The sequence below is a fragment of the Corynebacterium sp. HMSC22B11 genome (assembly GCF_001815965.1).
Lineage (GTDB): Bacteria > Actinomycetota > Actinomycetes > Mycobacteriales > Mycobacteriaceae > Corynebacterium.
This window is the reverse complement of record NZ_KV823497.1, coordinates 1-22779: the sequence shown is the minus strand read 5'-3', so window position 1 is coordinate 22779 and position 22779 is coordinate 1. Positions and strand designations below refer to the sequence as shown.

The window sequence follows — 22779 nt, the reverse complement described above, 5'->3', positions numbered from 1 at the left end:
CCCCATTATCGGGGACACTCACAAGGTAACGGGTTAGAGGGCTCCTACTTTTAGCGCGAGGAACTCGTCGGGGTCGTAGCCCCACAAGAGATCGAAGTTATCTCGGATGATGCCTCTGATTTCCTGGTCGTAGAAATCGGGGAAGCCGCCGATCAGGATATCCATTGCATCGACGTAGAGCCCGGCTTCTCCCGATTCGTTAGCCCAGCGCACATCTTCCTTTTCGAATTCACTGTGGGCTTGTGTTTCGACAGGATATTTTTCTCGGAAGTATGCGTAGAGCTCGGCAGCGCTTTGAAACTTCTTGTTGATTTTCCTCACCCTCTCGCGGGAAGGCCTCGCGGTGATGCGCCAGGCGTGTCAAGCTCGGCAGGTCACGATGGCCTCTTCGCTTCCAAGGATACTCAGTCGCCGGGTGTGATTTTTGACGGATGCTGGGGCGGGTGATGCGTACAATCTGGGGCTGGAATAGAAAAATCTCCCGGCAGGAAAACCTGCCGGGAGATTATCAGTGGTGGGCCATCAGGGATTCGAACCCCGGACCCACTGGTTCGCTGCTTTTACCCCTGCGACGTGGCACCGTCATTCCCTTCACCCGCGAGCTCGAACCAGCAGAACCAGCGATCGCGAGCTAGCAAGAACGGCAAAATACCCCCGCCACACGCGCCACATCAGTAACTTTTGCTCATGCGACTTGAACAAGAACTCGACAAATGGGGCGACTACATGACCGCCGCCTCCCTCTCCGACGAAACCCTCTACCTCAGACGCCGCCACGTCAACCGCGTCCTCACCCACATCAACAAACCACTCGACGACCTCACCCTCGACGACCTCATCGACTGGCTGGCACAACAGAACTGGAAACCCGAAACCCGCCGCGGCTACAGGTCCAGCCTTCGCCAGTTCTTCGCCTGGCGCGAAAAAGCCGGCCTCGGCGAAAACATCGCCCGCGACCTCCCACGAGCCCGACTCCACCGATCACTACCCCGCCCGGCGCGCGACGTCGACATCCTCCTCGCGTTGCGCAAGGCTCCGGCGCGGACGCAGCTGATGATCGAGCTGATGGCATACGGCGGACTACGCCGGGGTGAAGTCTCCCGCGTCAGGGTCAGCGACCTCAACGGCGAATGGCTCACCGTCACCGGCAAAGGCGGGCACGTCCGCGCCGTTCCGCTCCCACCCCACCTCTGCGCACGCATTGCTGCCCACGCCGGTGGTTACCTCTTCCCGGGGCAAATCGACGGCCACCTGTCCCCGGCGCACGTCGGCAAGCTCATCGCCCGCGCGCTGCCGGACGGCATCACCCCGCACCAACTACGCCACCGGTTCGCCACGACCGTCTACAAGCACTCCCGCGACATCCGCGCCGTCCAGTCACTCCTGGGGCACGCCCGCCTGGACACCACCATGATCTACGTCGACGCTGACACAGAATCCCAGCGCGCCGCGGCAGGTGAGGCGTGGTCGTTGCGGGCTGCGTGATGGGCTTGATCTGCTGATTGTCTGGTTTTGAGCAGTTTTGTGAGAGTATCGTTAGCATCAGTGAATCTTGCCCAATCGAGTTTAGGGGATGTGTTTTGAACACCTCTGCTGTTTCTTCTTCATCTACTAGCCCGCTAGTTGTTCCGCCTGGGGAGGCGGAGGCGTATCTGGCGAAGATGAATATTCCTGTTGCGGTGATCCGAGACGCAGTTTTTGCCGCCCACCAGGAGGCTGTTCAGAAAGCTGACTGGCCTTTCCCGCGTACCGCGTTTGGTTTGACTCGGTGGATTGAAACGGTCGGCAATCTTCGGCGACAGTTGATCGAAAGTCATCCAGAGTTTTGGGAGCATCGGGACCCGAAGGGGCGGCCAGTTCTCTTGTCCACGGACGGCAAGTTTCACGTTGGTGTTGTTGGTGCTAATTCCGACACGGGTAGTGACGCTGATGGCGCGATGCCCCAGGTTGTGCGGAAGAAGGGGCCGGAAACTGAATCTAGCGTGAATAACCAGATGGCCTTGATTCCGGTCTTTTCTTTGCTTTCGACTGAGGCTCCGGAGAATCCTGCTTTGCCGCCGCGTGGCTCATGGTTCTTGCTCTACAACCTTTCGGAAGGTCAGATCAAGTGTGAGCTTTCATTGCCTACGTCCATGACGAATGGAAAATTTGACGGCTGGCGAATCAGGGTATTGCTGGAGCCAGTGGAGCTAACTGAGGAGTTCGGCTTCGAAGAGGGTGGAGAAGATGTCGAGTTCGAGGTCAATGAGCTCGGTAGTTGAGCCGGGTCGGATTGAACTGGCCCGGCGCCGGCGCGGCTTAACCCAACGCGCTCTTGCAGATCAGCTTGGGGTTACGCCTCGGACAGTTTCTCGATATGAGAAGGACGGTGCGCCATTGGATATTGCGCCGTCGCTGGCGGCTGTTCTCGACTTTCCTGCGTTGTACTTCAGTAAGCCCCTGGCTGTTGACGAGGTTGAGGGGCGGGTGGAGTTTCGTGCTGCTCGAAGCTCCACGAAGCGGGAGCAAGCGGCCGCGAAGGCTTCGCGTGTTCATGGTGGCGAGATCGACGACTGGGTGATCGAGAATCTCAGCGTCCCCGGGCTTGAACTCCCTGATCTTGAGGGGGCTTCCCCCGTGGAGGCCGCTAACGAGATTCGCTACTCGTGGGCGCTGAAGCCTGGCCCATTGCCAAACCTGATCCAACTTTTCGAGTCGAAGGGCGTGCACGTTTACGGTATCCCCTCCTTAGGCAAGAGAGTCGATGCATTTTCTACGTGGTACCGGGATCGCCCACTGGTCTACCTGGGATTTCAGAAAACCCCGGAGCGATCGCGGTTCGATGCAGCTCATGAACTGGGGCATCTGCTGATGCACCGGAATGCCTCTACCTTCACTGACGTGGAGAAGGAGAAGCAAGCAGACGAGTTTGCATCAGAGTTCCTCATTCCGCGGTCGGCGATACTCGGGACGCTTCCGTACAACCCGAGTGTGAATGGCTTGCTGAAGTTTCGGAGTGTCTTCAAGGTGTCAGCCATGGCGGTCGCGAAGTCTACTTATAGTGCTGGCCTTCTTTCTGATTGGAACTACCGGCAGACGGTCATGTCGCTGAGCAAACGAGGCTTCCGATCCAGTGAGCCTGGCGGAATGGTTCAACAAGAACGGTCCCGAATCTTTGGGCATCTCTTCGACCGCAGTCGTACGACCCGGATGACGGTTAATCGGCTCGCCGAGCTCCTTCACCTGCCAGCTGAGGATGTTCACGGGTTGACGTTGCGGACTGAGATCAGGGCGGTCGGTGGCAACGCTGCGCAATCCAGTGCCTCACAGCCCAGTGGAGAGCCAGGACACTTACGGCTCGTCCAATAGCGCCCACCTTGCTGTGTAACGCAAAAACGCCCCGCGCAACTCACCTGGTTCGGTGAGCGCGCGGGGCGTTTGACTGGGTCTTCCTACTGAAGGTCTTGGCGGATGTCATGGGGCGGGGTGGGGAGAGGAATTCTGTCGTCCACAGTTTCATACAGGCAGCGGATATAGTGGACCGCTGATTGGAACTTGCCGCGCCATGTTGCGACGGCGGTTTTTAGTTCCTCGACGTCGGATTCGAGATGCTCGATCTTTCGGTCGCGCTCGGCCAGTTGCTCGCCGGTCCAGTGTTTCACGTCCGCGAGGAGTGCCTGGTAGGCGGCGGGCACACTAGCGGATCGGTCGCCGCGCAACTTGAGCCACGCGACGAGAGCAGACCCTGCAGCGGAGACGACGGCGATCAGGATCGCCCCGAGGCTGTCAGTGAGCATGGTCATCACCTCTGGGGGGCGCGGCGAGGTCGCGGGCGTGTGCGCCGCGCCATGTCGTCCACAGGACCAGCACCGCCACCGAGATATATCCCACGGAGGAGACCCAGCCGCGGGGCATGTCGCCGGTGACGGTCGCAGCAGTGAACGACCCAGCCCAGAGCAGGTTCAGGCCAACACCTGAACCGAGGGCTAAGGCGGCGAACACGGTCTCATGCCACACGGCGGCGACGATCAGCAGCACACCGATGACAATCCAGATGACCGCCCAGATACCCATAGGCAGTGCCGCCTCGGCGGGGTGGGCGTACCCAGAGCCACGCGACGGTGTGGTGTAGCTAATCCCACGAGCGAGAATCCCCAGCCCCAGCACGAGCAGCGCCACCCCGTCAGAGAGCAGGAACCGCCTCACCCGGCGCGCGGCAGGGTGGAGCTGCTGGGGGATGAGGTTATGCATCGTGATCGGCCTCCGGCGGGATGGGGGTGCGGTCCTCGGCTCGGTGGGCGCCGACATACTCGTCTGACGTGGCGCCCTCGTACACGGGGAGCGGGGTGCTGATGTCCTCCTCATCGACGGCCGGGGTGATGGTGGCCGGGGTGGGGTCTGCTGGGGTCGTATCGGAGACGGTGATGCCAGAGACCTGGGGGCGGGTCATGTGCGCCTTCTCGGCGGCCTGTTCGAGGCGGGTGCCCATCGATGGAGTGATGGCGCCCAGGGTGTAGGCGTGGATCACGGTCTGGCAGGCGCCGATGATGACGGCGATCAGGATACTGGCCCACACCGGCATGCTCGTTGAATTGAAAATCTCAAGGTTGGTGACCTGAAGCAGCATGCCGGCGACTGCCGCGAGGGAGTCCTTGCGGCGCTTCCACCAAGACTGCTCGACGACTGCTTCGGCGACTGCTTGCTGTAGAACACTTGCCATTTTCTATGCCTCCTTGTTGGGGGTGGTTGCCTGCTGGAGCAGGGCGTGTAGCTCGCGGATGCTGGTTTCGATGGTGGTGATTCGCTGGTGGAGGGACGCGAGGCTGTCGACCAGGGTGAGGCCACGTCCGTCGGGGCGGCGTCCGAGCTGGCTCCAGCCCGGGTACTCACCGCGGTTACGTCCGCCGGTGAGCTGCTCGCGGATGTCCTTGACATCGGAGATGACGGGGCCGATGTAGCCGGTGATGAAGTCGCGGAAGTATCTGATGGTCAACAGTGGTTCACCTTTCGGTTTCGGGGCGGGCAGTGGGGCGCGTCGCCATGGTGGGTTGTCGATGTAGTGGTTCACACGGGCACGGAACACGTCCATGTCCATCACCGCACCCGGCTTCCCGTTGCCGGCGCCCGGATCCCACTTGCCCTGTGCGGCACGGGAATACTCCCAGTGCGCGATCAGCGTCTTGGTGGTGGCGCGCTTGCCCAGCTTCATGAGGATCGCGGCGCAGATCTTGTAGTAGGCCTCCATCTGCTCGGCGGGCCACGGGCTGGTGCCGTCGGACTGTGCCTCGATGCCGATCGAGACGCGGTTGGCATCATTCGTGGGCCAGCCGGGGTGGGAGCCACGCCCAGCGTGGTAGGCGATGCCCACCCCGCACATGGTGGCCACGCCCGTGCGAGACAGGTGGATCTGAGACGACAGCGCGCCACCTAATCCCCCGTTTCGGGCGATGTACTGGGCGGACGTCGTGTTCGCCCCGGTGTGGTGCGCCATGATCCCCTGGATCGCGTCGAAATCACCCATGCCCCAGAGCGTCCAGCCTGGGAGTTCTTTGACGGTGACCCCGTAGGCGCGGATTACATCCGCGAGCCACATCGGGTCACCACGCCAATGCGGGACTGGGGTAATTGACATAGTGCTTGTCCTTTCGACCTATTTTTGGGCATAAGAAAACCCCGCCGGATGGGCGGGGTAGAACAGTAGGGTTTCGGCACCAGAGCAGTTTGAACAATGTAGCGCTATCGTGCTATAGTCTAGATAGTGCGGGTGAGAGGCGCACTACAACTAAAAAGTGAAAGGAGGATCAATGAGTCCGGAATTACTGCTCGGAATCATTGCCGTCATACTCCAGACAATCCAGGTCTGGCAGGGACGGAAGAAATAACCCCTGGTAGGGCTGGGCATCGCAACTGCCCAGCCCCTCCCGGGGCTACCTCCAACACTACCGAACACAAGATAGGAGCAGATCATGAATCTGCGCACCATCAGCGCACTCGCGGGATTTGTCACTGCCATCATCTACGCGAGGAGTGAAAACCCCTCCAAGGTGCTTATCGCCGCCATTTGCGGGGCATCTGCATGGAACCTCGTCGACTCGCTTAACTCTGGTGACGAAAAGTGAGGCCACTAATCACGAACCCAGAAACAGGGGCGGTGCTCTGGACGATCAGGGAGTGCGCAGCTCACTGTGGGATTACTGAATCCTCGTGGCGCTCGTACGTACGCCGGGGCATGCCCCCTGAGAAAGTCGGTGAAGTTAACAGGATGACGCCGCTATGGGATGCGGAGGAGGTGAAGGCCTGGCAAGCTGGTCGGCCAGGCTCTCCAGTGCCGAACGCACCGACCGCAACGAAGAAGTCCTAGCGAATCTTCTTCCAGTACCCATGCGCCGTCACAGGCGTCCAGCCCGCGGCTGCATGGTGATCCCCAGTGCACTCGTAGACCCCACCGTCATAAACAACCACGTCGCCAGCAGCGTAATCCCTACCGTCCGAATATGCAGACGGAACCAACACATCAGGCGATACCGCATCTGTAGGACCGTCTGTGTGCTCGGTCGCCTTCTCCCGGGGGCGTACCGACTCAGTCACATCCCGCCACACTGGCGAATAAACGCCCGGCGCACCTGGTGTCCAGTGATTCATATTTACTCCGGACTCCCAAATTCGGCCTTGGTGCATCACGACTGCGCCGCGTGGGTACATCAGGGCGTGGGATGTGCCCGGGTCTGCCCATGCTGCGATGTTCATGTCGGCGCTGCGGGCGCTTTCGATGTTGCTGTAGTTGGGGGCTGGGATTACCCCGTCGTGCTGTAGCTCTTGGATGATCTCCTGTTGCCCGGCGCGAACTGCTTGCTCTTGTTCTCGGCGGGCGGTTTCGTCCACGATGATCCAGTCTTTGAGTTCGCGGAATTTGTTGTCGGGTAGCTGCTCGATTTGGGTCTTTATCGTGGTCATGTTGACTCGCTTTCTTGCTGTTGTGGTGGCTACAGGTCTCGGATGTGCTTCCAGACCTCGCTGCCGCGTAGACCCCAGTAGGGCTCGTAGTCTTCGGAGGAGTAGTGGGTGCGTGTGCATTCGTAGATTTTGCGCATGCCGGCACCGCTCCAGATGACTTGGTCGCCCGCCCGGTAGGTTTTGCCTGGTTGCCAGTTCACTGGTGTTGGGCTAGTGCCGCCCCCGGGGGTTGGGGTTGGGGTTGGTTCGGTGGGGTTTTGGACGCGTTGCCAATATGTGCTTGCGTATGCCCCGGTTCCGGGCCGGTTTGTGCTGTCTGACCAGTGCAGTCGAGTGCATCGGAAGTGTTCTGTTTGGCCGTTAATTGTGACGGCTACGATCTCGCCTTCGGTGTATCTAGTTCTGGTTGTCCAGGTTGGAGGTCCCGAGGTGAATATTTTTGCGCCGTTGTACCAGGCTTCCTTAATTTTTTGGCCATTCCACCACAGCTGATTGGCTTTGTGGCCGCCGATGTAGATAGGCATAGGCATCACTCCGGGATGACGTACAGGACGCCGAGCTCGTGGGTGGATGGTGGTGAGGTGACTTGCCGAACGATTGCGCGGGTCTCGGCGAAAGCCCTCGTTTCCGCCACCGCCCTGTCCACATAACTCTTCGGCGCGGCGTCATTACTAAAAGTCGGTGTGTTCACCCTGATATGCCCATCACCCGTACGGAGGGGAATCGTCATGCCTGTCGCCTCGTATGAAATGGACGGCAGGTCGCTAATGTCTGCCACCTTGTGCTTGTGGGCGGTTGGAGGAAACGTGTCGGGCTTCTCGGTGATCGCGTCCCACGTAGACGCGCCAGACAGTCCCGGTTCACCTTTATCACCTTTGGGGCCGGTTAGCGGAGGGCTGATTGTTCCCATCACCATCAGCCGGTCGTCGTACCAGTCCACGTGGTCGATAACGTTTTCAGCACGGTCAGCATGGGTTTTAGCTTCTCCAGCAGACGCGGCAGCATTCCCGGCCTGGGAGGTCGACCGGTCGGCCTCCTGCTTCGCCCGGTCGGCGTCGCCAGCCGCGGCACTAGCGGATGATTGGGCGTCCTTCTCGGACCTGGCGGCAGCCGTAGCATGGGACGCAGCATGCTTCTCATGCTCGCTAGCGCTGGAGTCTGCTGACGCGGCAGCATCGGCAGACCGTGACGCTTCTGACGCACTACTGGCCGCGGCGTGTGCCGACGATTCAGCCTCACTGGCTGCCGCCCTTGAGTTCGTGACAGCCTTAGCCGACTCACTCAGATCACTTGCGATCTGCTGCCGGAGAAGATCCAGCACCTCTGCAGATCGTCCAGACGTGCCCTGGGCCGCGGTGATGCAATGCTCAAGCGTTTCGGAATCAGCATCCGGGACGATGATCTCGATATGCTCCAGCGGCTGCCCCTCTGCCACTGCGACGAGGACCGCGGGCCCAGGGGTGATGTCTAGCGACAGGTGAGCGTCGGTGATCGGGGTGCGGGCGCTGGTCTCCATGAGCCAGCCACCGCCGTGGCCGCGAGCACGCGCCGAGCGCACCCACACTTCGGTGATCGCCTCGGCATTCCCGAGGACGTGGTGAAGCGTTCCGGTCACTCGTGTCATCAGTATTCTCCTTCTTCTGGGACGTAGTCGATGACGCCCTGGTTCCACGTGGTGTGGTCCACCAGGACGGTGGTGGAATCAATATTTCCCAGCGGCACCCACCAGTACGCCGCATAGGGACGAGAGCTCGTGCGGTTAGTGACCCAGAAATCCTTCAGCACCTCTAGGCGCCGCAAATCGTATTTACCTGTGCGGTACTCAAAGTCCTTCGCAGTAAAGACCTTCTGATACCCGGATCCATTGGCATAGAAGATCTGCACCGTGATCGTCCCGTGAAAGTCCGGGCTGGCACAGACATACAGGTGCCGGTCACCGGATGGGGTGCGCAGCGCAATGCCGTGGAGCGTGGACTTCGCGGTCATGCCACCGCCGACAGTCACCTTGCCCACTGCCAGTACAGACAGGCGGGCGGACAGCGCATCAATCTCACGAATCTGCGCGGCATCCCTTTCCCGCAGCTCCTGTAACCCCTCCAGCACGCCCGCGTTATCCTTAATCTGGCGGGACTGCAGGCGGTCGATCTCCTCCTGCATCCTCCACCGCAACGCGTTTTCCTGCAGGATCGCAGGAATCAGCCCACCAGGTGGGGACTCCCCATGAGCCGACAACTGGTCGTTTAACCGCTGCAGTTGTGCAGTCACCTCACTAGGGCTTGCCCCGCGGCGGGTCAACGTATCGCGAAGCTGCTGAGTCTCAGCCACCGCAGTCGACGCAGTCCGCCCGGCGCGATCGGCTTTGTGTTCTACTGCTCCGACGGCGCGGATGCGTTCGCGGCGTTCGGCGAGGATGGCGCGGTCGATTTCGGTGTTTCGTTGGAGTAGTTGGAGTTGGTCGCCGGTGAGTTGGCCGCCGATGTGGACGAGGTAGCCGTTCGTGTCGGAGGGTTCGGAGGTGCGGGTTATGGCGGTGACGAGTTGGTTTTCGAGGATGCGGCCGAAGATGCGGATGGGGATGCGGTCGCCGACGCGGAAGTGGAGGCCTGGGGTGAGTCTGCCGAGGCCTGGGGTGGTGATGTCTTTTTCGAGGAAGGCGTCGCCGGTGACTTGGTTGGTGGCGGCGTCGAGGATTTCTTCGACGTTGGTTTGGCCTGGTTCTGGTGGTGTGGGGTTGGGGTCGGTGGCGGTGATGTCGACGTCGGATCGGATGAAGCGGCGGCCGGAGAGGGAGGGTTTTTTGTTGTTGAGGTGGGCGACGTATCCGAGGGTGTTTCCTTCTTCGACGTCGGGTGGGGTGAAGTCGTCGGGCCAGGTGACGGTGTATTCGCCCCAGGCGTAGGTGGCTAGGCGGCGCATGACGGTGAGTGTGCCGCCGTCGGCGACGAGTGCGGGCAGGCCTGTCATGGGTGCTTACTCCTTGCCGGTGATGGAGACTTCGATTTTTGCGATGGGGTGGTCGTAGCTGGTGAGTGCTGGTGGTTGGTCGGGGTGGTGTCGGACGGGGAATGGGTCATCGCCTGGCCACCATAGGGAGGCGTTGATGGTTGCGCCTGCGAGGAGTGCGGGTTCTTGGATGCATGCCCAGATCGTTTCGTCTTGGGGTCGGAGCACCATGCGGGGCGCGCCTGGGGTGGGGGTGTCCCATTGGACGGCGATGTGGGGGCGGGTGAATCCGCATTCCCGTATGACTGCGTCGACGGAGTCTTGGATACAGCGGCGAAGGGCGATGTCTGCTGGGTCGTCGTAGGTGTAGCCGTCGGCGACGTCTGCCATCTCGACGGGTCCGTATTGGCGTGGGGTGGTGTACGTGCCGCCGGCGTCTTCGGTGCGGGTGGTGATGGGGTACATTCCCCAGGTTTTGGGGTTTGAGGGGCAGGGGGTGGCGTCGAGGAGGTCGATCAGGTCGGTGCCGTAGACGGTGAGGGTTGTGGGGGCGGTGGTGCCCTCGCTTTCGGTGTGGGTGATGAAGTACACCTGGCGGGAGCCGGGGCGGATGACCGCGAGGTTGAGGTCCTCGTCGATGGCGGGGCTGATCCTGCCGTTGTCGTCGAACTTGCCGAGCTTGTCGGCGATGAGGCGATCAGCAACGGGGTGGGTTGGGCGGTGGTGGCTGGTGATGTCGAAGGTGGCTTGGACTTCACCGGCGGCGAGTCGGTTAGTGGCGGCGGTGAGGTCGAGGAGTGGGGGCATGGTGCAGATCGGCTGCCAGTCGCCGTCGAGGAGGCCGACCCACTGGCCGGTATCAGCGACCGTGTGGTCGATGTGGCGTCGCCATTGATCCCAGTTGACCATGAAGGTGCCTTTCTACGTTGTCTCTATGTCCAGGGGTTGAGGGTGAGCACGTCCCACGACACACGGGCACCGGCTGGTGCCGTGAAGGTGCGAGTCGTGCCAGGGGGCACACCCTCTGGCGGGGTCGCCCACAGTTGGGAGGAGAGAGCATCATCCAGTACGCCGGCATCATCGACCACGGCGCAGGATTCCGCGGGGGAGAGCAGGAAGGTGCGGGGTGAGGAGGTCGGGGGCAGGTGGACGCTGAACCCGGAGGGGAGGGCGAACCGGCCGCCGGTGCCCTGCCAGCGGACACGCACCCACAGGTGAGTATCACCAGGGTTAGCGACCGCCACCGTGCCGGTGCCTGACCGGGTGAGTAGCCACCCGCCCCGATCGCAGATGATTGGAACCTCTATCGTCGGTGCGGAGCTTCGTCCCGGGCGGATCGCTGGTGGTGCGATTGCCTCGCCCGGCGCGAGTCGGGCGGTGGTGTGGTAGTTGCCGTGTGGGGTGGTGAGGTGGAGGGTTCCGGCTTTTGTGGGGTTGTGGTGCCAGAGGTTGGTGAAGCGGGTGTAGTGGTGTTCGGCTTCGTGTGGGGTGCCTTTGACTCGGAGGGTGAGGGTGCCGGTCATTGGCATGATGGTTTGGTCGTGTGGGGTGACGGTGTGGCCGGGGGTGTTGATGGTGGTTCGGGGGCTTTCGGTGATGGTGCCGACGAGTCCTTCGATGCCGCCGTTGGTGATGAACACCGGGGAGGTGGGGGTGGTTAGTTCTACGGTGTCGCCGGTGTAGGCGGTGTAGCTTATGTCCCACTTCATGGTGGCCTCCTTTCTTGTTGGTGGTTAGCGGCCGAGGCGGGCGTTCATCAGTGCGTTGGCGCCGGTTGGTGGGTTTTCGATTCTTTCGATTCGGGATTCCAGTTCTGGGATCTCGGTGAGGAGGTTGAGGACTGCGTCCATCTGTTCGCGGGTGTAGACGTCCTGGTTGGGGATCGTCAGGTTGAGGGTGGTCTTTTGCCCGCGGCTGGCGGCGATGAGGTCGGTGGCGTTGGAGGCTTCGAAGTCGGCCAGTGCCTTGAGCGCCTCGCGGACGGCGGGGGATTCCTCCCGCCAGTACTCTGCTCGGTGCTTCTCTGCGCTGGCTGCGGACTCGAGGGCATCAAGCTGCTGGCGCAGCGGGTTCGCCTTCGTCTCGAAGTCGACGAGTGCCTGGAGGCGGGCCTTCGAGGCCTTGAGTGCCTCTTCGGCTTGCCGCATTCCGAGGATCTGCTGCTGCTCCTTGGCCGCGTCGAGGGCGCGTTGGGCGTCACCCCAGGAGGAGGAGGCCAGCAGGTTGCGGGCTTCTTCCTCCAGCCCTCGGCCGAAGAGCATTTGCGCCTGCCGGGCGATCTTCGGATCCAGCTCGACGCCGGTGCCTAGGCCTGCGGCGTTACGCTCGGCGATCTGTGCTTCCAGCTGCTTGAGGCGCGCCTTATCGGCGCGCGCGCCGCCGAATGCGTACCGGAGGGTCTCGATCGGGTCGGTGAGGAAATCACCGACCCAGCCGATGCCCCGGTTCGTCTTACCCCGCAGGCGCAACGCCTCGGCCTCGAGGGCCGCGGTGTTCGCGCCAGTGAGTGCCTGCTCGCTGGTGAGTCCAAAGTGGGTTTGGGCCATCTGTGCGAGCTGGGCGGTCTGCTGCTGCAGCTGCAGGGTTGTGCTGGCGAGATCGAGGGCTGCCAGCTGCTGGGCGTGCATTGCCTCCAGGGAGGCGAGCACAGCCTTGTGCTGGCCCTGGATTCCCTCGATCCGGGCGACGTTGACCTCGTGCTCCAGTGCCCGGATTTCCGGGGTGATGCGGATGAAGTCGTCCAGTCGTCCGGCCATCGCGTCGCGCTCAGCAAGACGGAAACGGTCGTATGCGGCGCGCATGTCGTTGTAGTGCAACATGCCCGCACGGGCGACGCGCTCCCGCTCTGCCTTGAGCTTCGCCTCAGCCTCGGCGACGTTCTTCGCGCCCTCAAGCTGGGCGCGGGTCACATCAGCTACGGAGAGGCGGGTCTTCCACGCTGCGCTGGTGAGCGCGATCTGTGCATCGATCAGGCTCATTTTCAGCTTGGAGACCGTCTCCCGCTGAGAGTCCACCAGCTGTGTCCATTCGGACACTGCCTTCATCGACTCTGCACGGGCGTCGGCCATGCCCTGCCGGGCAGCGCGGATCGCCGTCCCGATCTTCTTCGCGACCTTGCCCACGATCTCGGCGACGGCCAGAACCATGCCGATCTCGGCGAAGCCTGCGGCCTTAGCCGCAGCGGTCACCACATACCGGGCAGCCGCGAGCTCGTCCTCAGCCTTCGTGAGGTTTTCTGCAGCCTCCTTCACCTTGTCGGATTGCTTCTTGCCCGTCTTCTCCTGCTCGGCGGCGATATCCTCCTGGACACGCTTAAGCCGGAGCTCGGCCTTGGCTACCTTGTCGGCATTGACGTTGCCCTTCTTATCGGGCTTCTTCGCCGCGACGACGGCAGCTTGCGCATCCTCCAGCTTCCGCTTCTGCTTGACGGTCAGCTCAGTATCCTCGGCCAGAGCCTCGGCATACTCCCGGCGCGCGGTCGCCAAGTTCTTCTCGGCTTGCTTCACGCCGTCGGCGGCATCGACTTGGGCGGCGTGGGCGGTCTGCATCTCGTCGTATGCGGTGACGCTGCCCTTGAGCACCCCAGTGATCTTCTCGAGGCCGAGCATGTCGCCGAGCTTGATCGCGTCCTTGGCGTTGAAGCTTGTGATGGCGGCTTCCACGTTGGACATTGCCCGGGCTGCCATGCCTTGTGCCTCGGCGGAGATCCCGAGCTTGTTTGCCACATCTGCGAGCGCGCCTGGGAGTTGGTCAAACGCCTTGGTGTTTGACGGGTTCAGGACGCGCTCGGGCTTGATGGTGGCTTTTGGCATGAAGCCGATGCCGCGGGCGATGCCGCCTCGGTCGAACGCACCGCGGCGCCAGCGGGCTAGCTTCTTGGCTAGATCGCGTTCGCGCTTGATCTCGGAGTAGAGGTTCGACGCCTCACCCCAGTCGATCTGCTCACCACCTGTGAGGGTGATGCCCGATGACGAGGTGGACTCCACCCCACCGCCTGCCAGAGTCTCTGCTTGGGCAGATACCCCGGTAGACCCGTACTGCTTAATCAGCGCTTGGGCGCGGCCCATCTTCTGTCCGTACCGGTCGGGGAAGGCACTTACCTGCACCTTTTGCGCGGCAGCGCCCGGATCCATCGAACGGTAGTCAAACGACTTCAGTCGCTTGAAGAACAGGCCGGCGGAATCGTAGGGGGTCATTCTCTGCTTGACCGTGCCCCATGCACCGTTATTCCGCTGCTGGAACAGGCCCACAGAGTCGTGGTCTGATCCCACCGCGTCGTGACGGTACTTCAGGGACTCCGGGACAGCCCTGTTGGCGTACATCTTCAACGGGTCACCAGACTCAACCAGCGCCGTAGCGACACCAATCTTCGCCGCCAACCCGTCGAGCTTCATATCCTCCGACTTGCGGACAATCTCACCCACAAAGAACGGAGGCCCCCACGTCGCAGTGTTCCGTGGGCGACCACCCACAGAACCACCAGACAGTGGGAAGTGATAGCGGTGCGTGTACTGGGAATGATCAGCACCGGCAGCAGCTCCACCGATCTTGCCCTGCCCGCCAGCACCGCCACCCATCTCAACGTTGACGCGTTTCCCGTCACCGAAGAAGATCGTGCCGGACGTGTGCCCACCATAGGGGCCACCATTGAAGAACCCAGTGGCGAAACGAGGGCCGGAACCCAAACCGGACTTGAACCCGTGCTGGGATAGCCAGCTGCCCTGCGTTCCGGTCGAGAACTTGCGGGTAAACCAGTTCCCCGCGTTCGACACCGCACTAGCGAACTGGGACATCGCGCCGGAGCAGTCACCCCAGTTCGACCCGCCCCACACGTACGGCGCGCCCTGCAAGGAACGCCCGGCCTTCTTACCACCCACAGCCTGGCCACGGGCGAATCGCAGCAAGTCCGGGGCGGACACGATACCGCCCTTCGCGTAGCCCGGCAGGCCACTGAACCCACCAAGGTCACCCTTCTTCGGGGACAGGCGGTTAGCGTTAATCGCAGCCAACAGCGGCAGGTGCTTCCGGGTGGCCTCGCGGTTCACAATGAACTCGCCAGGCTCGACGCGAGCGACTGGCACCTTCTGGTCGGACGACCAGCCCAGGATTGGGTCGCGTTGGGTACGAGACACACCAGGGATATCGGGCAGCACACCACCGCGAGCGAACGCGGGAATGATGCCCCCGAAGTGCAGCCCCGGCACGAACCTTTCCAGGCTGTCGGGTACGACGGCGCGGATCGCGTCGGCGACCAGCGACCCAGCGGAACGGATGCCGTTGGCCAGCCCCCGGATGATGGATTTGCCGGCCTCAACGAGCCACGTGCCAGCCCCGGAGAAAGCCGCCTTGATCTTCCCCGGCAAGCCGCGGAAGTTCGCAGCAAGGTCAGAGATGTACCCCTTGATCTTGTTGGTCGCTTGGCCTACTCCGGCGCGGAAGACGTTAAAGGCGTCCTTCGCGAGATTCGCGGCGATCTTGAATAGGTCAAAGGCGGCGTTGATGGGGCCAGTGACGGTGGCCTTGAGAGCGGCGCCCATCTCCCGGAACCTGTTGCCGATGTTCTGGAAATTTCCAGTGAGCACATCAGCAAGCAGGCCACCAAGCTGCCGGAAGAAATTCAGCGGCGGCTTGATGACGTTGTTCCACACCGACTGCACGGCCTGGCCCAGAGCATTCCACGCGAGCTTGATGATGTTCCCCGCGGTCTGCATAGCATTACCCAGCAGGCTGGCAGCGAGCTTCCACGCATCGAAGATGCTCTTAACCGTTCCTTCCCACACGTCTTGGATAATGCTTCCGACCAGGCGGAAGATATCTCGTGCGGAATCAGCGAACGGTTGGAACACCTCCTGCATCTGGGAGAAGCGTCCCTTAATCCAGTCCAGGACACTGGTGAATACACTGACGACGGCCTCATAAACCGTGCCGAGCTTCTCACCAATCCACCCGGCAGCATTGCCGAGCTTCTCCCCAATCCACGTGAACAGCGCGCCGAGCTTCTCGGAAACCCACCCGACGGCCGTGCCGATTGCCTCGCCGATCGTCGCCCCGAGGGTCACGAGCGGCTGGATCCACGTCTCGTAGAACTGTCCGAGCCCGGTCGTGAACTCCGTCCACTTGTCCTGCAGCATCGACCACGTGGCGACGACCCCGTCCTTGACGGCGATCGCCACATCACGAACCTTCAGCAGCACGCCGACGATGGGGGAGTCCTCCTCCCAGCCGAAGGCGTCACGCAACGCGCTGGTGAAGTCCCCCTCTAGGAACAGGGCTTTCAGCCCCTCGAAGGCAGTCTTGATCGGTTCGAACACGCTAGTGTTCAGCCACTCCCAGGCGGTAGAGAACACTGAGGTGATAGCGTCCCACCCCGCCTTGAGCGCGTTAACCGTAGACTCCCACGCTGCCTTGAGCGCATCAGTGGCAGCTTGGAAAATCCGCTGCCCCACCTCCGTCTTGGTGAAGAACCAGACGGCAGCTGCGGACAGGGCAGCGAACCCTGCCACCCACGGGTTAACCAGCGACAAGCCGGCCTTCAGCGCAGAAGCCAGCGGGGAGAGAACCTGGGTGACGTTTCCGACCTTAATAAGGTTCTTCCCCAGGCCGACAAACGCCGTTCCGATCTTCGCGATGATCGGATTCGCCGAAGACGCGGACGCCGCGAACTTCAGGATCGCAGCCCCGGGCCCGCCACCTGCAGTGAGCACGCCGGACACGAACCTCACGGCCCCGCCAACGTTCTTCAACGGCACGATCGCAGCGTTAATGCCCTTGAACCCGAGCCAGGCCGCGACCATTGCCTTCACCAGGCCAGGGTGGCCTTCGGCAACATCTGCGATCGTGTTGAGCACCGGCACAAGCGTGTGCTCGAGCACAGGGGCTAGCGCCCCGACCACGGCGCCGAAGGCTTGCCACGTGGCGATACTGAACGACGTAGCCACACGAACGAAGGCGCCCGCGAGGGACTGCACCGACGGCCACAGATCGGCGACTACAGAGCCGATCGAGGAGAACGTAGAGCCGATGCGCTCCCATAGCTGTGGATCGACCGCCGCCTCCGTGAAGGCGACTGCGATCTTGCCGAACTCCTCAGCACCACGAGCCACAGCCGGGGCTAGGGTGGTCTCCATTCTCTGAGCCACAGACTCCAACGCAGGGGCGAGAACTTCACCGATACGTTCACTGGCGGGCGTAATCGCGTCAGTGAGCCCATCGAACACACTCGTCACCCCACCGATGATGGCGGGCGCGCTGGCGAACACCGGGGCGGCCAACTTCTCGCCGAACCTGCCCATCGCGGCGGCAGCGTTCTCGATCGAGCCGGTGGTTGTCTGGCCGAGCTCCTTCGCCACCGTGCCACCGGCCTCGGTCATGGCCTTCTGGAACGTCTCGAAGTTAATCGACCCATCAGAAGCAAGCTTGAACACCTCTTTCGAGGTGACGTTCATCTGCTTAGCCAGCGCCTCATAGATCGGGATACCACGGCTAGCGACCTGCTGCAGCACATCGTTTTGCGCCTTACCGAAGGACGCGACCTTGTTATAGATCGCCCCCATTTCCTCCATCGACGTGCCAGACGCCGCGGCCGTATTGGCCACCGCCTTCAGCACGTTCTCCAGCTCCCTGCCCGGCGCGATGCCTGCGGAGACTGCTCCGGCGGCGGTGGTGGCTGCTTCGCCGAGGCCGAAGCTTGTGCCCTTCACGGAGGCGAGGGCGTTGTCCATGATTTTGGAGACGTCGTCGGCGGAGTTGCCGAGGCCGCGGAGCTTGGCTTGGGCGTTTTCGATGGCGGTGAGGCGGCCTAGGCCTTTGGCGAGGGAGCCTCCGAGGGCTGCGCCTGCGGCGGCTCCGATGCCGATTGCGCCTGCTTTGAAGGTTTTTCCGACGGCGCTGGTGAGGCGGTTGCCCATGGATTTGCCGGTTTTTTCGGCGGTGGCGTCGACGCCCTTGAAGGCGCTTTTGATGCCGGGGGCGATCTTGGAGGTTTCGGGGATGACGGAGACATAGACGTGGGCGATCTCGTTGCCGGTTTTGGCTGGCATGGTGTCTCCTTGCGGTGTTGTTGTGGGTGCCTAGGTGGTTGAGGGGCGGGGCTTGGTGGTGGCTGCGAGCCACTGGCGTAGCTCGTTGATTGGGGTTGCTTCTGGGGTGATGGTTCCGGCTTCGTCGCCGGTGGGGATGTGGTCTGGGTCTTGAGGGGTTGTTGGGCGTGGGAATGGCTTTGGGCGTTTTTGGTTGCTTTGGCCGGATCGTTGCCAGTTCGCGCCGTTGAGTGCGTCGATGATGTGGGCGAGGAGGTAGGTGTTGGTTGTCCAGCCGTAGTGTTCGGGGCTGTCGAGGGCTGCGAGGTGACTGGTGGGGGTGGGGTTGGCGGTGATGACGGCGATGTCGCGGTAGGTGAGTCGGTCGGTGCCGTCCATGAGCCACCGCAGGCGCAGCCCTCGGTCGATGAGGTCGACTTCGAGGGCTGCTTTGCGGTCAGGGTCTTCTAGGATTCCGAGGACTCGTTGGATTCCCCCATGGAGCCGCCCTGCCAGGCCTCCATGAATTCGGCGAACTCGTCTGGCCAGAGGGTGTCGATGAGCTCGAGATTCTTGTCGTCGGCGAGGGCTTCGACGAGTACCCACATCTGCTCTTCTGGGGACTCCTTGCGGTGGCGGCGGTGGAAGCCGACGCCCATCTTGTTTGCGGGGTCTGCTGGCAGCGTGATGGTCTTACCTGCCTTGGGGCCGTTGTTGATCGTCCAGGTGAAGGTCTTTGCGGACAAGGTGTAACTCCAAATCTTGGGAACGAAAGGGTGAAGAGAGACGAGGAAGGTAGAGGGTGACGGTGACGAGGGCTAGGACTCCAGCTCGGCGCCCGGGGACTCGGCACCCTGGTCGTTGGTGGTGCCCTCATTGGCGGTGGTGTCGTCGATGGTCTGGATCCAGGTGTAGAGCGCTGCCCCGTGGTCGTCGACGTAGCAGGTGATCGTTGCTTCGTACTTGACTGCGGAGGAGCGGGCGTACTGGATGTCGCCGAGATCGGTGATCTGCGCGTAAGGGGCGTAGATGCGGATCTTGCGGTTACGAGAGCCCTTGATCTCGAAGACGATGCCGAAGTGCGGGTTATCGTTCGCAAGATCCTTGACCTCGATGACCTTGCCGGTGTCGTCGGTGCTTACCGCGCCTTCCGGGTTGACGATCTTGAGGACGGACTCGTTGGCGGTCTCCATGAACGTCAGGCTCAGGGTGACGGTGCGCTTGGACATCGGGCGGAGGACGAGGTCACCATTCCAGTCCTCGATGTCCTCGGTGTCGCTCTCCACGGCCTTGGCCAGTCCCTCCGGGGCCACGTAACCGCCGGGCTGTGGGTTGAGCCCCTCAGCCAGCTCGGTGACCGCGTCGGTTGGGTAGAGCGACTTATCCGCGGCGGGCGTGACGATAGAGACCGCGCCACCGGCGGCGGCGACATCGGGAGCGCCAAGCAGGACGTTGGCCTTGTTACGGAAAATCTTGTTAGCCATGAGCAGGCTTCCTTTCATGCATACAACAACCCCACCGGCCGTGATGCGCAGTGGGGTTTGGGGATCAGAGAATGCTTAGAGGATGTGGTGGTAGATGGTGCCGGAGATCTGCCAGCGCTGAATCTCTGGCAGGTCGGGGTCAGGGAATTCATAGGGGCCGGCGGATTCAGACCATTGCTGTACCCGCGCGTCATAAGCGTCGAGGTCGAGCAACCACTCCCTGACGTGCTCAGCGATGCCGAGAGCGGTGTCAGCGTCTGGCGCGTACACCTGGACGATCAGCTCAGTGCGGTCTACTACGGGGTTGACTCGCACCGGTGCTGACTGATCGAGGCGGATGAACACCGGCGGACGGGGACGGGGGACTTTCGTCACGACTGGGCACTCCACCTGGGAGCGCACGAGCGGGGCGACGAGCTCAAGGGCAAGCAACCAATGGCCTCCTAACCTTTGCGGGCGTTAACGGCCTTCAACAGCACGTTATGCTTCGCGTTGCGCCGGTGCGCCATCCGAGTCTGTGGGGCCACGATCGCCCGGTAGCGGGTCTTACCCTGCATCGAATCGACAATGAACCCTTCACCGGCGGCCTCAGCGATGCCATCGGCTGCGTCGTCTACTGCGTCCTGAATACCTGATTCACGACGCAGCTCTTCGAAGGCTCCTCGGTTCCAACGGAAGCGCATTAGTTTTCGTCCTCGGTTGGCTCGAAGTGAAACGTCTGCCACACCGTTGGGGAGAACCCCGCGACGACGACACGCGGCTCCACTGGCGTGTAAACGACAAGGGCCCCGCTATCGGTCACCGTGCATGCGTCGGTATCGAAAGCCATATCGGGCCCCTCGATGGTCTGGACAATCAGAGGCATGCTTTAGCCCTCCACTTTCTTACAGCTGACGATCACGGCCCCCGGGTCGAACCAAGGGCCGTGACGATGATCGATGGGGTGGCCGTCCACGTCCCACTCAGACCCATCAGGTAGACGAATACGTTGATCCGGCTGAGGTGCGGCGTCGGCATGCACGTATAAGGACAGCGTGTCCTTCGTTCGCAGGACCGAGTCGCCGAAGACCTCCTCAGTCGAACCCGTGTGCCACCCAATGACTCGGATGGTCTTCGCGCTGAACGTGCCGGTCGGCTTCGGGTTGCCCAGCCTGTCCACTCCAGGTGGATCAGGCGTGAGCACCTCGACGGCGTACAGAGCCGGGAACCTAGCCTTGCGGATCACCACAGGGCACCCCGATCCGCGTTCAGCACAGACCCACAGCTGCACACCCCACCAAAGCGAACGGAACACTCAGGCGAATGACTGCACGCCCCGTTGGTGGGGATCGTGTCAATCGAAAACGCCCCCTGCCCACTGGTCTGGCAGAGCCGCTGCAGCTCCGTGACCTCAGACGGCCAAAACAGCGACCGACGAGCAGACCGAGTGTCGAACGTCTGCTGGAAGCTCCACGGGCCTGCCGTGCTCGATTCCTGGGTGATCGCACCAGAACCAGACTCAGCCCACCGAAGAATCGCCGACCTAATCACCGCCTCGGCCGCCTCCGGGTACAGAAAATCCTCCTGGTCGATGCACGGCGCTGCCCGGCGCGCGAGGGCGAGTCCATCGCGGATGAGGATTTCTACTTGGTCGGGGTCGAGGTCGGGGTTGAAGACGAGGATGTCGTCGGTGGTGATGTTTACTGCTGGCATGGTGTCACCTCCTTGTGGTGGTTAGACCGCGCCGTTGGTGGGGTTGGCGGTGGCCTTTGTGGTTTTCGGCTTGGTCTTGCGGGTGGTGGTCTTTGTGTTTTTCGGTTTGGTGTTGGCGGGCTGCCAGTGGCCTTCGGCGATGAGCTGTTGTGCTCGGTCGTCGGAGGCGTGGCAGATCGTGCCGGTGGTGGTGTTTTGGATCCTCATGGTGGTGCCTGGGCTACTCGGCCTTTGGGGCGTCGTAGGCGACGAAGGCGTCGGTGTTGAGGATTCCCCAGCCGAAGATGACCTCGGAGAGGAAGGCGACGGCGTTGCGGCGCTGGAGGTCGCCGTTTCCGAAGGGGTCGCCGTATTCGATCTTCTTGAGGTTGATGTCTAGGGCGCGGCCGAAGCGGAGCTGCTCCCAGTCGCCGCCGAAGGCGCGTACACCGCTGTCGTCGGAGGCGTCGACCTGTCCGGAGATGGTGCGGGAGGTCACGACCGGCTGGCCGGAGTAGTTGGAGAGTCCTCCGCCCATGGGAATATCCGGGTTGAGTCGGCGGCCTTCCTTGTCGCGGGCGTTGGCTAGGCGCGCGGTGAAGCGCGGGTCGAAGCCGAAGCCGGTGAAGTTGTAGGCCTTCTCGCCGCCGACGACGAGCTCGTAGCCGTCCCAGAGTGCCTGGTCGGCGGCGGCTGGGTTGTCGGTGAGCTCGACGCGGTTGGTGGTCTTGTTGATGTAGTCCGGGTCGCCGGAGAGAGCGGTGCCGGTAGATGCCTGTCGGCCGTGGAGGATGGCCAGGTCGATCTGGCGGGCGAGCGCCTCGGAGAGCTCTTCGGAGAGCATGTCCATGACGTTGGCCGGGTTGGCGTGGACGGTCTCCATGGAGAACTCGAGGCCGACGACGGCCTTGATCGGCTTGATGGACTTAGCGCCGAGTTCGATCTCGGAGCCTGGCTTGTTCTCCAGCTCGCCGACGATGGATGCGGCGGGGCGCTTGGAGAGCACGGGGATGATGTTCTCGCCGAGGATGATTGGGTGTGCCTTGGCGAGGGTTGGGACGACGGCCGCCTGGGTGGCGGCCTTCCAGATGTCTTCGGAGACGGAGCGGGGGAGCAGGCCTCCGAGCGTGTCGGTGGATAGCGTTGCCATAGCAACCATTCCTTTCGTTGTACGTGCCCCGGGTGGGGCGCCGGGTGGTGTTTAGATGCCGAGGATTTGGCGGGCCTTCGCGTCGCGGTCATCACCGTTGGATGTACGCCCCACCCCAGGGACAACCGGGGCGGTTGGCGGGGTGGTCTTTCCTGCCCACTCGACGAGTGCCTGGGCTGCTGCTGTGACGTCCTCCTGGGAGCCTGCGGGCAGTAGGTGGGCGGGTACCCCGGTTTCCGCGGCGACCTTGGCGCGGACGAGTTCGGCCTGGGAGGTCTCGGCCTGGGTTTCCAGTGCCTTGATGCGCTCCTGGGCTTTTTCCAGCTCGGTTTTCTTCGCTTCCTCGGCGGCCTGGTACTTCTCGGCCAGGGGCTTTAGCTCATTGCGCTGGGTGCGGTAGTTCGCCGCCTCCCGGCGCACGCTGGCGAGCTCCTTGAGTAGCTGCTCGCGGGTGAGCTCCTCCGGCTTGGTGTCCGGGGTTGGGCTCTCCTGGTTTGCTGGCTGCTCGGTGGTGCCCGGCGCGTCCGGGGTTTTGTTTGCGGTGAGCTTTGCTACGTCTGCTGGGGTGGGGGTTGGCTTA

Annotated in this window: 26 protein-coding genes; 4 read left to right on the top strand and 22 right to left on the bottom strand. The window is 62.4% G+C overall.

Annotation, left to right across the window (positions count from 1 at the left end):
• Positions 1 to 33: 33 nt before the first annotated feature.
• Positions 34 to 321, bottom strand: coding sequence for a hypothetical protein (locus HMPREF3088_RS10375; RefSeq protein WP_141759436.1), 288 nt, complete (start codon positions 319 to 321; stop codon positions 34 to 36).
• Between the two features lie 366 nt (positions 322 to 687).
• Here HMPREF3088_RS10375 and HMPREF3088_RS05425 point away from each other — a divergent pair, with 366 nt between their 5' ends.
• The 3 genes from HMPREF3088_RS05425 (at position 688) to HMPREF3088_RS05415 (ending at position 3348) form a co-directional block, all read left to right on the top strand.
• The gene (locus HMPREF3088_RS05425) at positions 688 to 1485 is read left to right on the top strand and encodes a tyrosine-type recombinase/integrase (protein WP_070758781.1); all 798 of its coding nucleotides are present in this window, start codon (positions 688 to 690) and stop codon (positions 1483 to 1485) included.
• A 95-nt stretch (positions 1486 to 1580) separates the two neighbouring features.
• Positions 1581 to 2261, top strand: a complete 681-nt coding sequence (locus tag HMPREF3088_RS05420) for a hypothetical protein (RefSeq protein WP_141759435.1) — start codon at positions 1581 to 1583, stop codon at positions 2259 to 2261.
• Positions 2227 to 3348 (top strand): ImmA/IrrE family metallo-endopeptidase, encoded by a 1122-nt coding sequence (locus tag HMPREF3088_RS05415; RefSeq protein WP_083317333.1) that lies wholly within the window; start codon positions 2227 to 2229, stop codon positions 3346 to 3348. The genes HMPREF3088_RS05420 and HMPREF3088_RS05415 overlap by 35 nt, the downstream gene beginning before the upstream one ends.
• A gap of 83 nt (positions 3349 to 3431) precedes the next feature.
• On the opposite strand, the gene HMPREF3088_RS05410 is transcribed toward HMPREF3088_RS05415, so the two are convergent.
• The 4 genes from HMPREF3088_RS05410 to HMPREF3088_RS10715 are packed head-to-tail and all read right to left on the bottom strand — an operon-like array spanning position 3432 to position 5611.
• Positions 3432 to 3776 carry a hypothetical protein gene (locus tag HMPREF3088_RS05410; protein ID WP_070758778.1) on the bottom strand — a complete coding sequence of 115 codons (345 nt, stop codon included), beginning with the start codon at positions 3774 to 3776 and terminating at the stop codon, positions 3432 to 3434.
• Positions 3766 to 4230 (bottom strand): hypothetical protein, encoded by a 465-nt coding sequence (locus HMPREF3088_RS05405; protein ID WP_070758777.1) that lies wholly within the window; start codon positions 4228 to 4230, stop codon positions 3766 to 3768. The genes HMPREF3088_RS05410 and HMPREF3088_RS05405 overlap by 11 nt, the downstream gene beginning before the upstream one ends.
• A complete protein-coding gene (locus HMPREF3088_RS10555; RefSeq protein WP_070758776.1) occupies positions 4223 to 4699 on the bottom strand; it encodes a hypothetical protein in 477 nt (158 codons plus the stop codon). The genes HMPREF3088_RS05405 and HMPREF3088_RS10555 overlap by 8 nt, the downstream gene beginning before the upstream one ends.
• 3 nt (positions 4700 to 4702) lie before the next feature.
• A complete protein-coding gene (locus tag HMPREF3088_RS10715) occupies positions 4703 to 5611 on the bottom strand; it encodes a peptidoglycan recognition protein family protein (RefSeq protein WP_141759433.1) in 909 nt (302 codons plus the stop codon).
• Between the two features lie 334 nt (positions 5612 to 5945).
• Between HMPREF3088_RS10715 and HMPREF3088_RS10480 the strand changes: the two genes are divergently transcribed.
• Positions 5946 to 6098 carry a hypothetical protein gene (locus HMPREF3088_RS10480; RefSeq protein WP_168167042.1) on the top strand — a complete coding sequence of 51 codons (153 nt, stop codon included), beginning with the start codon at positions 5946 to 5948 and terminating at the stop codon, positions 6096 to 6098.
• 238 nt (positions 6099 to 6336) lie between these two features.
• Here HMPREF3088_RS10480 and HMPREF3088_RS05390 read toward each other — a convergent pair whose 3' ends face one another.
• The 17 genes from HMPREF3088_RS05390 to HMPREF3088_RS10475 form a co-directional block, all read right to left on the bottom strand.
• The gene (locus tag HMPREF3088_RS05390; protein ID WP_070758774.1) at positions 6337 to 6933 is read right to left on the bottom strand and encodes a carbohydrate-binding protein; all 597 of its coding nucleotides are present in this window, start codon (positions 6931 to 6933) and stop codon (positions 6337 to 6339) included.
• A 529-nt stretch (positions 6934 to 7462) separates the two neighbouring features.
• Positions 7463 to 8557, bottom strand: coding sequence for a hypothetical protein (locus HMPREF3088_RS05385; protein WP_070758773.1), 1095 nt, complete (start codon positions 8555 to 8557; stop codon positions 7463 to 7465).
• Positions 8557 to 9897: a hypothetical protein gene (locus HMPREF3088_RS05380; protein ID WP_070758772.1), complete on the bottom strand. Its 1341-nt coding sequence runs from the start codon at positions 9895 to 9897 to the stop codon at positions 8557 to 8559. Before HMPREF3088_RS05380 ends, HMPREF3088_RS05385 begins: the two co-directional genes overlap by 1 nt.
• Before the next feature lie 6 nt (positions 9898 to 9903).
• Entirely contained in the window at positions 9904 to 10785 is an 882-nt protein-coding gene (locus HMPREF3088_RS05375) for a hypothetical protein (RefSeq protein ID WP_070758771.1), read from the bottom strand.
• 23 nt (positions 10786 to 10808) lie between these two features.
• Complete coding sequence (locus HMPREF3088_RS05370; protein WP_070758770.1) at positions 10809 to 11585, bottom strand: hypothetical protein; 777 nt, start codon at positions 11583 to 11585, stop codon at positions 10809 to 10811.
• A gap of 24 nt (positions 11586 to 11609) precedes the next feature.
• Entirely contained in the window at positions 11610 to 17915 is a 6306-nt protein-coding gene (locus tag HMPREF3088_RS05365; RefSeq protein ID WP_070758769.1) for a tape measure protein, read from the bottom strand.
• Positions 17916 to 17945: 30 nt separating this feature from the next.
• Positions 17946 to 18293, bottom strand: coding sequence for a DUF5361 domain-containing protein (locus HMPREF3088_RS05360; RefSeq protein ID WP_070758768.1), 348 nt, complete (start codon positions 18291 to 18293; stop codon positions 17946 to 17948).
• A 68-nt stretch (positions 18294 to 18361) separates the two neighbouring features.
• The gene (locus tag HMPREF3088_RS05355) at positions 18362 to 18640 is read right to left on the bottom strand and encodes a hypothetical protein (RefSeq protein WP_070758767.1); all 279 of its coding nucleotides are present in this window, start codon (positions 18638 to 18640) and stop codon (positions 18362 to 18364) included.
• 72 nt (positions 18641 to 18712) lie between these two features.
• Positions 18713 to 19378 (bottom strand): phage tail tube protein, encoded by a 666-nt coding sequence (locus HMPREF3088_RS05350; protein WP_070758766.1) that lies wholly within the window; start codon positions 19376 to 19378, stop codon positions 18713 to 18715.
• Between the two features lie 75 nt (positions 19379 to 19453).
• Entirely contained in the window at positions 19454 to 19810 is a 357-nt protein-coding gene (locus tag HMPREF3088_RS05345) for a hypothetical protein (RefSeq protein WP_070758765.1), read from the bottom strand.
• Between the two features lie 11 nt (positions 19811 to 19821).
• The gene (locus tag HMPREF3088_RS05340; RefSeq protein ID WP_070758764.1) at positions 19822 to 20061 is read right to left on the bottom strand and encodes a hypothetical protein; all 240 of its coding nucleotides are present in this window, start codon (positions 20059 to 20061) and stop codon (positions 19822 to 19824) included.
• Positions 20061 to 20243, bottom strand: a complete 183-nt coding sequence (locus HMPREF3088_RS05335) for a hypothetical protein (protein WP_070758763.1) — start codon at positions 20241 to 20243, stop codon at positions 20061 to 20063. Before HMPREF3088_RS05335 ends, HMPREF3088_RS05340 begins: the two co-directional genes overlap by 1 nt.
• Positions 20244 to 20246: 3 nt before the next feature.
• On the bottom strand, positions 20247 to 20561 hold the full coding sequence (locus tag HMPREF3088_RS05330; protein ID WP_141759432.1) for a hypothetical protein: 315 nt from the start codon (positions 20559 to 20561) through the stop codon (positions 20247 to 20249).
• 38 nt (positions 20562 to 20599) lie between these two features.
• Complete coding sequence (locus HMPREF3088_RS05325; RefSeq protein ID WP_070758761.1) at positions 20600 to 21070, bottom strand: hypothetical protein; 471 nt, start codon at positions 21068 to 21070, stop codon at positions 20600 to 20602.
• A 21-nt stretch (positions 21071 to 21091) separates the two neighbouring features.
• Positions 21092 to 21277, bottom strand: a complete 186-nt coding sequence (locus HMPREF3088_RS05320) for a DUF7302 family protein (RefSeq protein ID WP_070758760.1) — start codon at positions 21275 to 21277, stop codon at positions 21092 to 21094.
• Between the two features lie 13 nt (positions 21278 to 21290).
• The gene (locus HMPREF3088_RS05315; RefSeq protein ID WP_070758759.1) at positions 21291 to 22199 is read right to left on the bottom strand and encodes a phage major capsid protein; all 909 of its coding nucleotides are present in this window, start codon (positions 22197 to 22199) and stop codon (positions 21291 to 21293) included.
• Between the two features lie 51 nt (positions 22200 to 22250).
• On the bottom strand, positions 22251 to 22779 hold a 529-nt coding region (locus tag HMPREF3088_RS10475), incomplete at its 5' end, for a hypothetical protein (RefSeq protein WP_070758758.1).

Excerpts from the sequence above, each read along its gene's own strand:
- HMPREF3088_RS05415 (WP_083317333.1), top strand. The coding sequence starts at position 2,227 with ATGTCGAGTTCGAGGTCAATGAGCTCGGTAGTTGAGCCGGGTCGGATT.
- HMPREF3088_RS05325 (WP_070758761.1), bottom strand. The coding sequence starts at position 21,070 with ATGCCAGCAGTAAACATCACCACCGACGACATCCTCGTCTTCAACCCC.
- HMPREF3088_RS05315 (WP_070758759.1), bottom strand. The coding sequence starts at position 22,199 with ATGGCAACGCTATCCACCGACACGCTCGGAGGCCTGCTCCCCCGCTCC.
- HMPREF3088_RS05405 (WP_070758777.1), bottom strand. The coding sequence starts at position 4,230 with ATGCATAACCTCATCCCCCAGCAGCTCCACCCTGCCGCGCGCCGGGTG.
- HMPREF3088_RS05375 (WP_070758771.1), bottom strand. The coding sequence starts at position 10,785 with ATGGTCAACTGGGATCAATGGCGACGCCACATCGACCACACGGTCGCT.
- HMPREF3088_RS10480 (WP_168167042.1), top strand. The coding sequence starts at position 5,946 with ATGAATCTGCGCACCATCAGCGCACTCGCGGGATTTGTCACTGCCATC.
- HMPREF3088_RS05335 (WP_070758763.1), bottom strand. The coding sequence starts at position 20,243 with ATGCCTCTGATTGTCCAGACCATCGAGGGGCCCGATATGGCTTTCGAT.
- HMPREF3088_RS05320 (WP_070758760.1), bottom strand. The coding sequence starts at position 21,277 with ATGAGGATCCAAAACACCACCACCGGCACGATCTGCCACGCCTCCGAC.
- HMPREF3088_RS05365 (WP_070758769.1), bottom strand. The coding sequence starts at position 17,915 with ATGCCAGCCAAAACCGGCAACGAGATCGCCCACGTCTATGTCTCCGTC.
- HMPREF3088_RS05425 (WP_070758781.1), top strand. The coding sequence starts at position 688 with ATGCGACTTGAACAAGAACTCGACAAATGGGGCGACTACATGACCGCC.
- HMPREF3088_RS10715 (WP_141759433.1), bottom strand. The coding sequence starts at position 5,611 with ATGTCAATTACCCCAGTCCCGCATTGGCGTGGTGACCCGATGTGGCTC.
- HMPREF3088_RS05340 (WP_070758764.1), bottom strand. The coding sequence starts at position 20,061 with ATGCGCTTCCGTTGGAACCGAGGAGCCTTCGAAGAGCTGCGTCGTGAA.
- HMPREF3088_RS05410 (WP_070758778.1), bottom strand. The coding sequence starts at position 3,776 with ATGCTCACTGACAGCCTCGGGGCGATCCTGATCGCCGTCGTCTCCGCT.
- HMPREF3088_RS10555 (WP_070758776.1), bottom strand. The coding sequence starts at position 4,699 with ATGGCAAGTGTTCTACAGCAAGCAGTCGCCGAAGCAGTCGTCGAGCAG.
- HMPREF3088_RS05390 (WP_070758774.1), bottom strand. The coding sequence starts at position 6,933 with ATGACCACGATAAAGACCCAAATCGAGCAGCTACCCGACAACAAATTC.
- HMPREF3088_RS05385 (WP_070758773.1), bottom strand. The coding sequence starts at position 8,557 with ATGACACGAGTGACCGGAACGCTTCACCACGTCCTCGGGAATGCCGAG.
- HMPREF3088_RS05370 (WP_070758770.1), bottom strand. The coding sequence starts at position 11,585 with ATGAAGTGGGACATAAGCTACACCGCCTACACCGGCGACACCGTAGAA.
- HMPREF3088_RS05360 (WP_070758768.1), bottom strand. The coding sequence starts at position 18,293 with ATGGACGGCACCGACCGACTCACCTACCGCGACATCGCCGTCATCACC.
- HMPREF3088_RS05350 (WP_070758766.1), bottom strand. The coding sequence starts at position 19,378 with ATGGCTAACAAGATTTTCCGTAACAAGGCCAACGTCCTGCTTGGCGCT.
- HMPREF3088_RS05380 (WP_070758772.1), bottom strand. The coding sequence starts at position 9,897 with ATGACAGGCCTGCCCGCACTCGTCGCCGACGGCGGCACACTCACCGTC.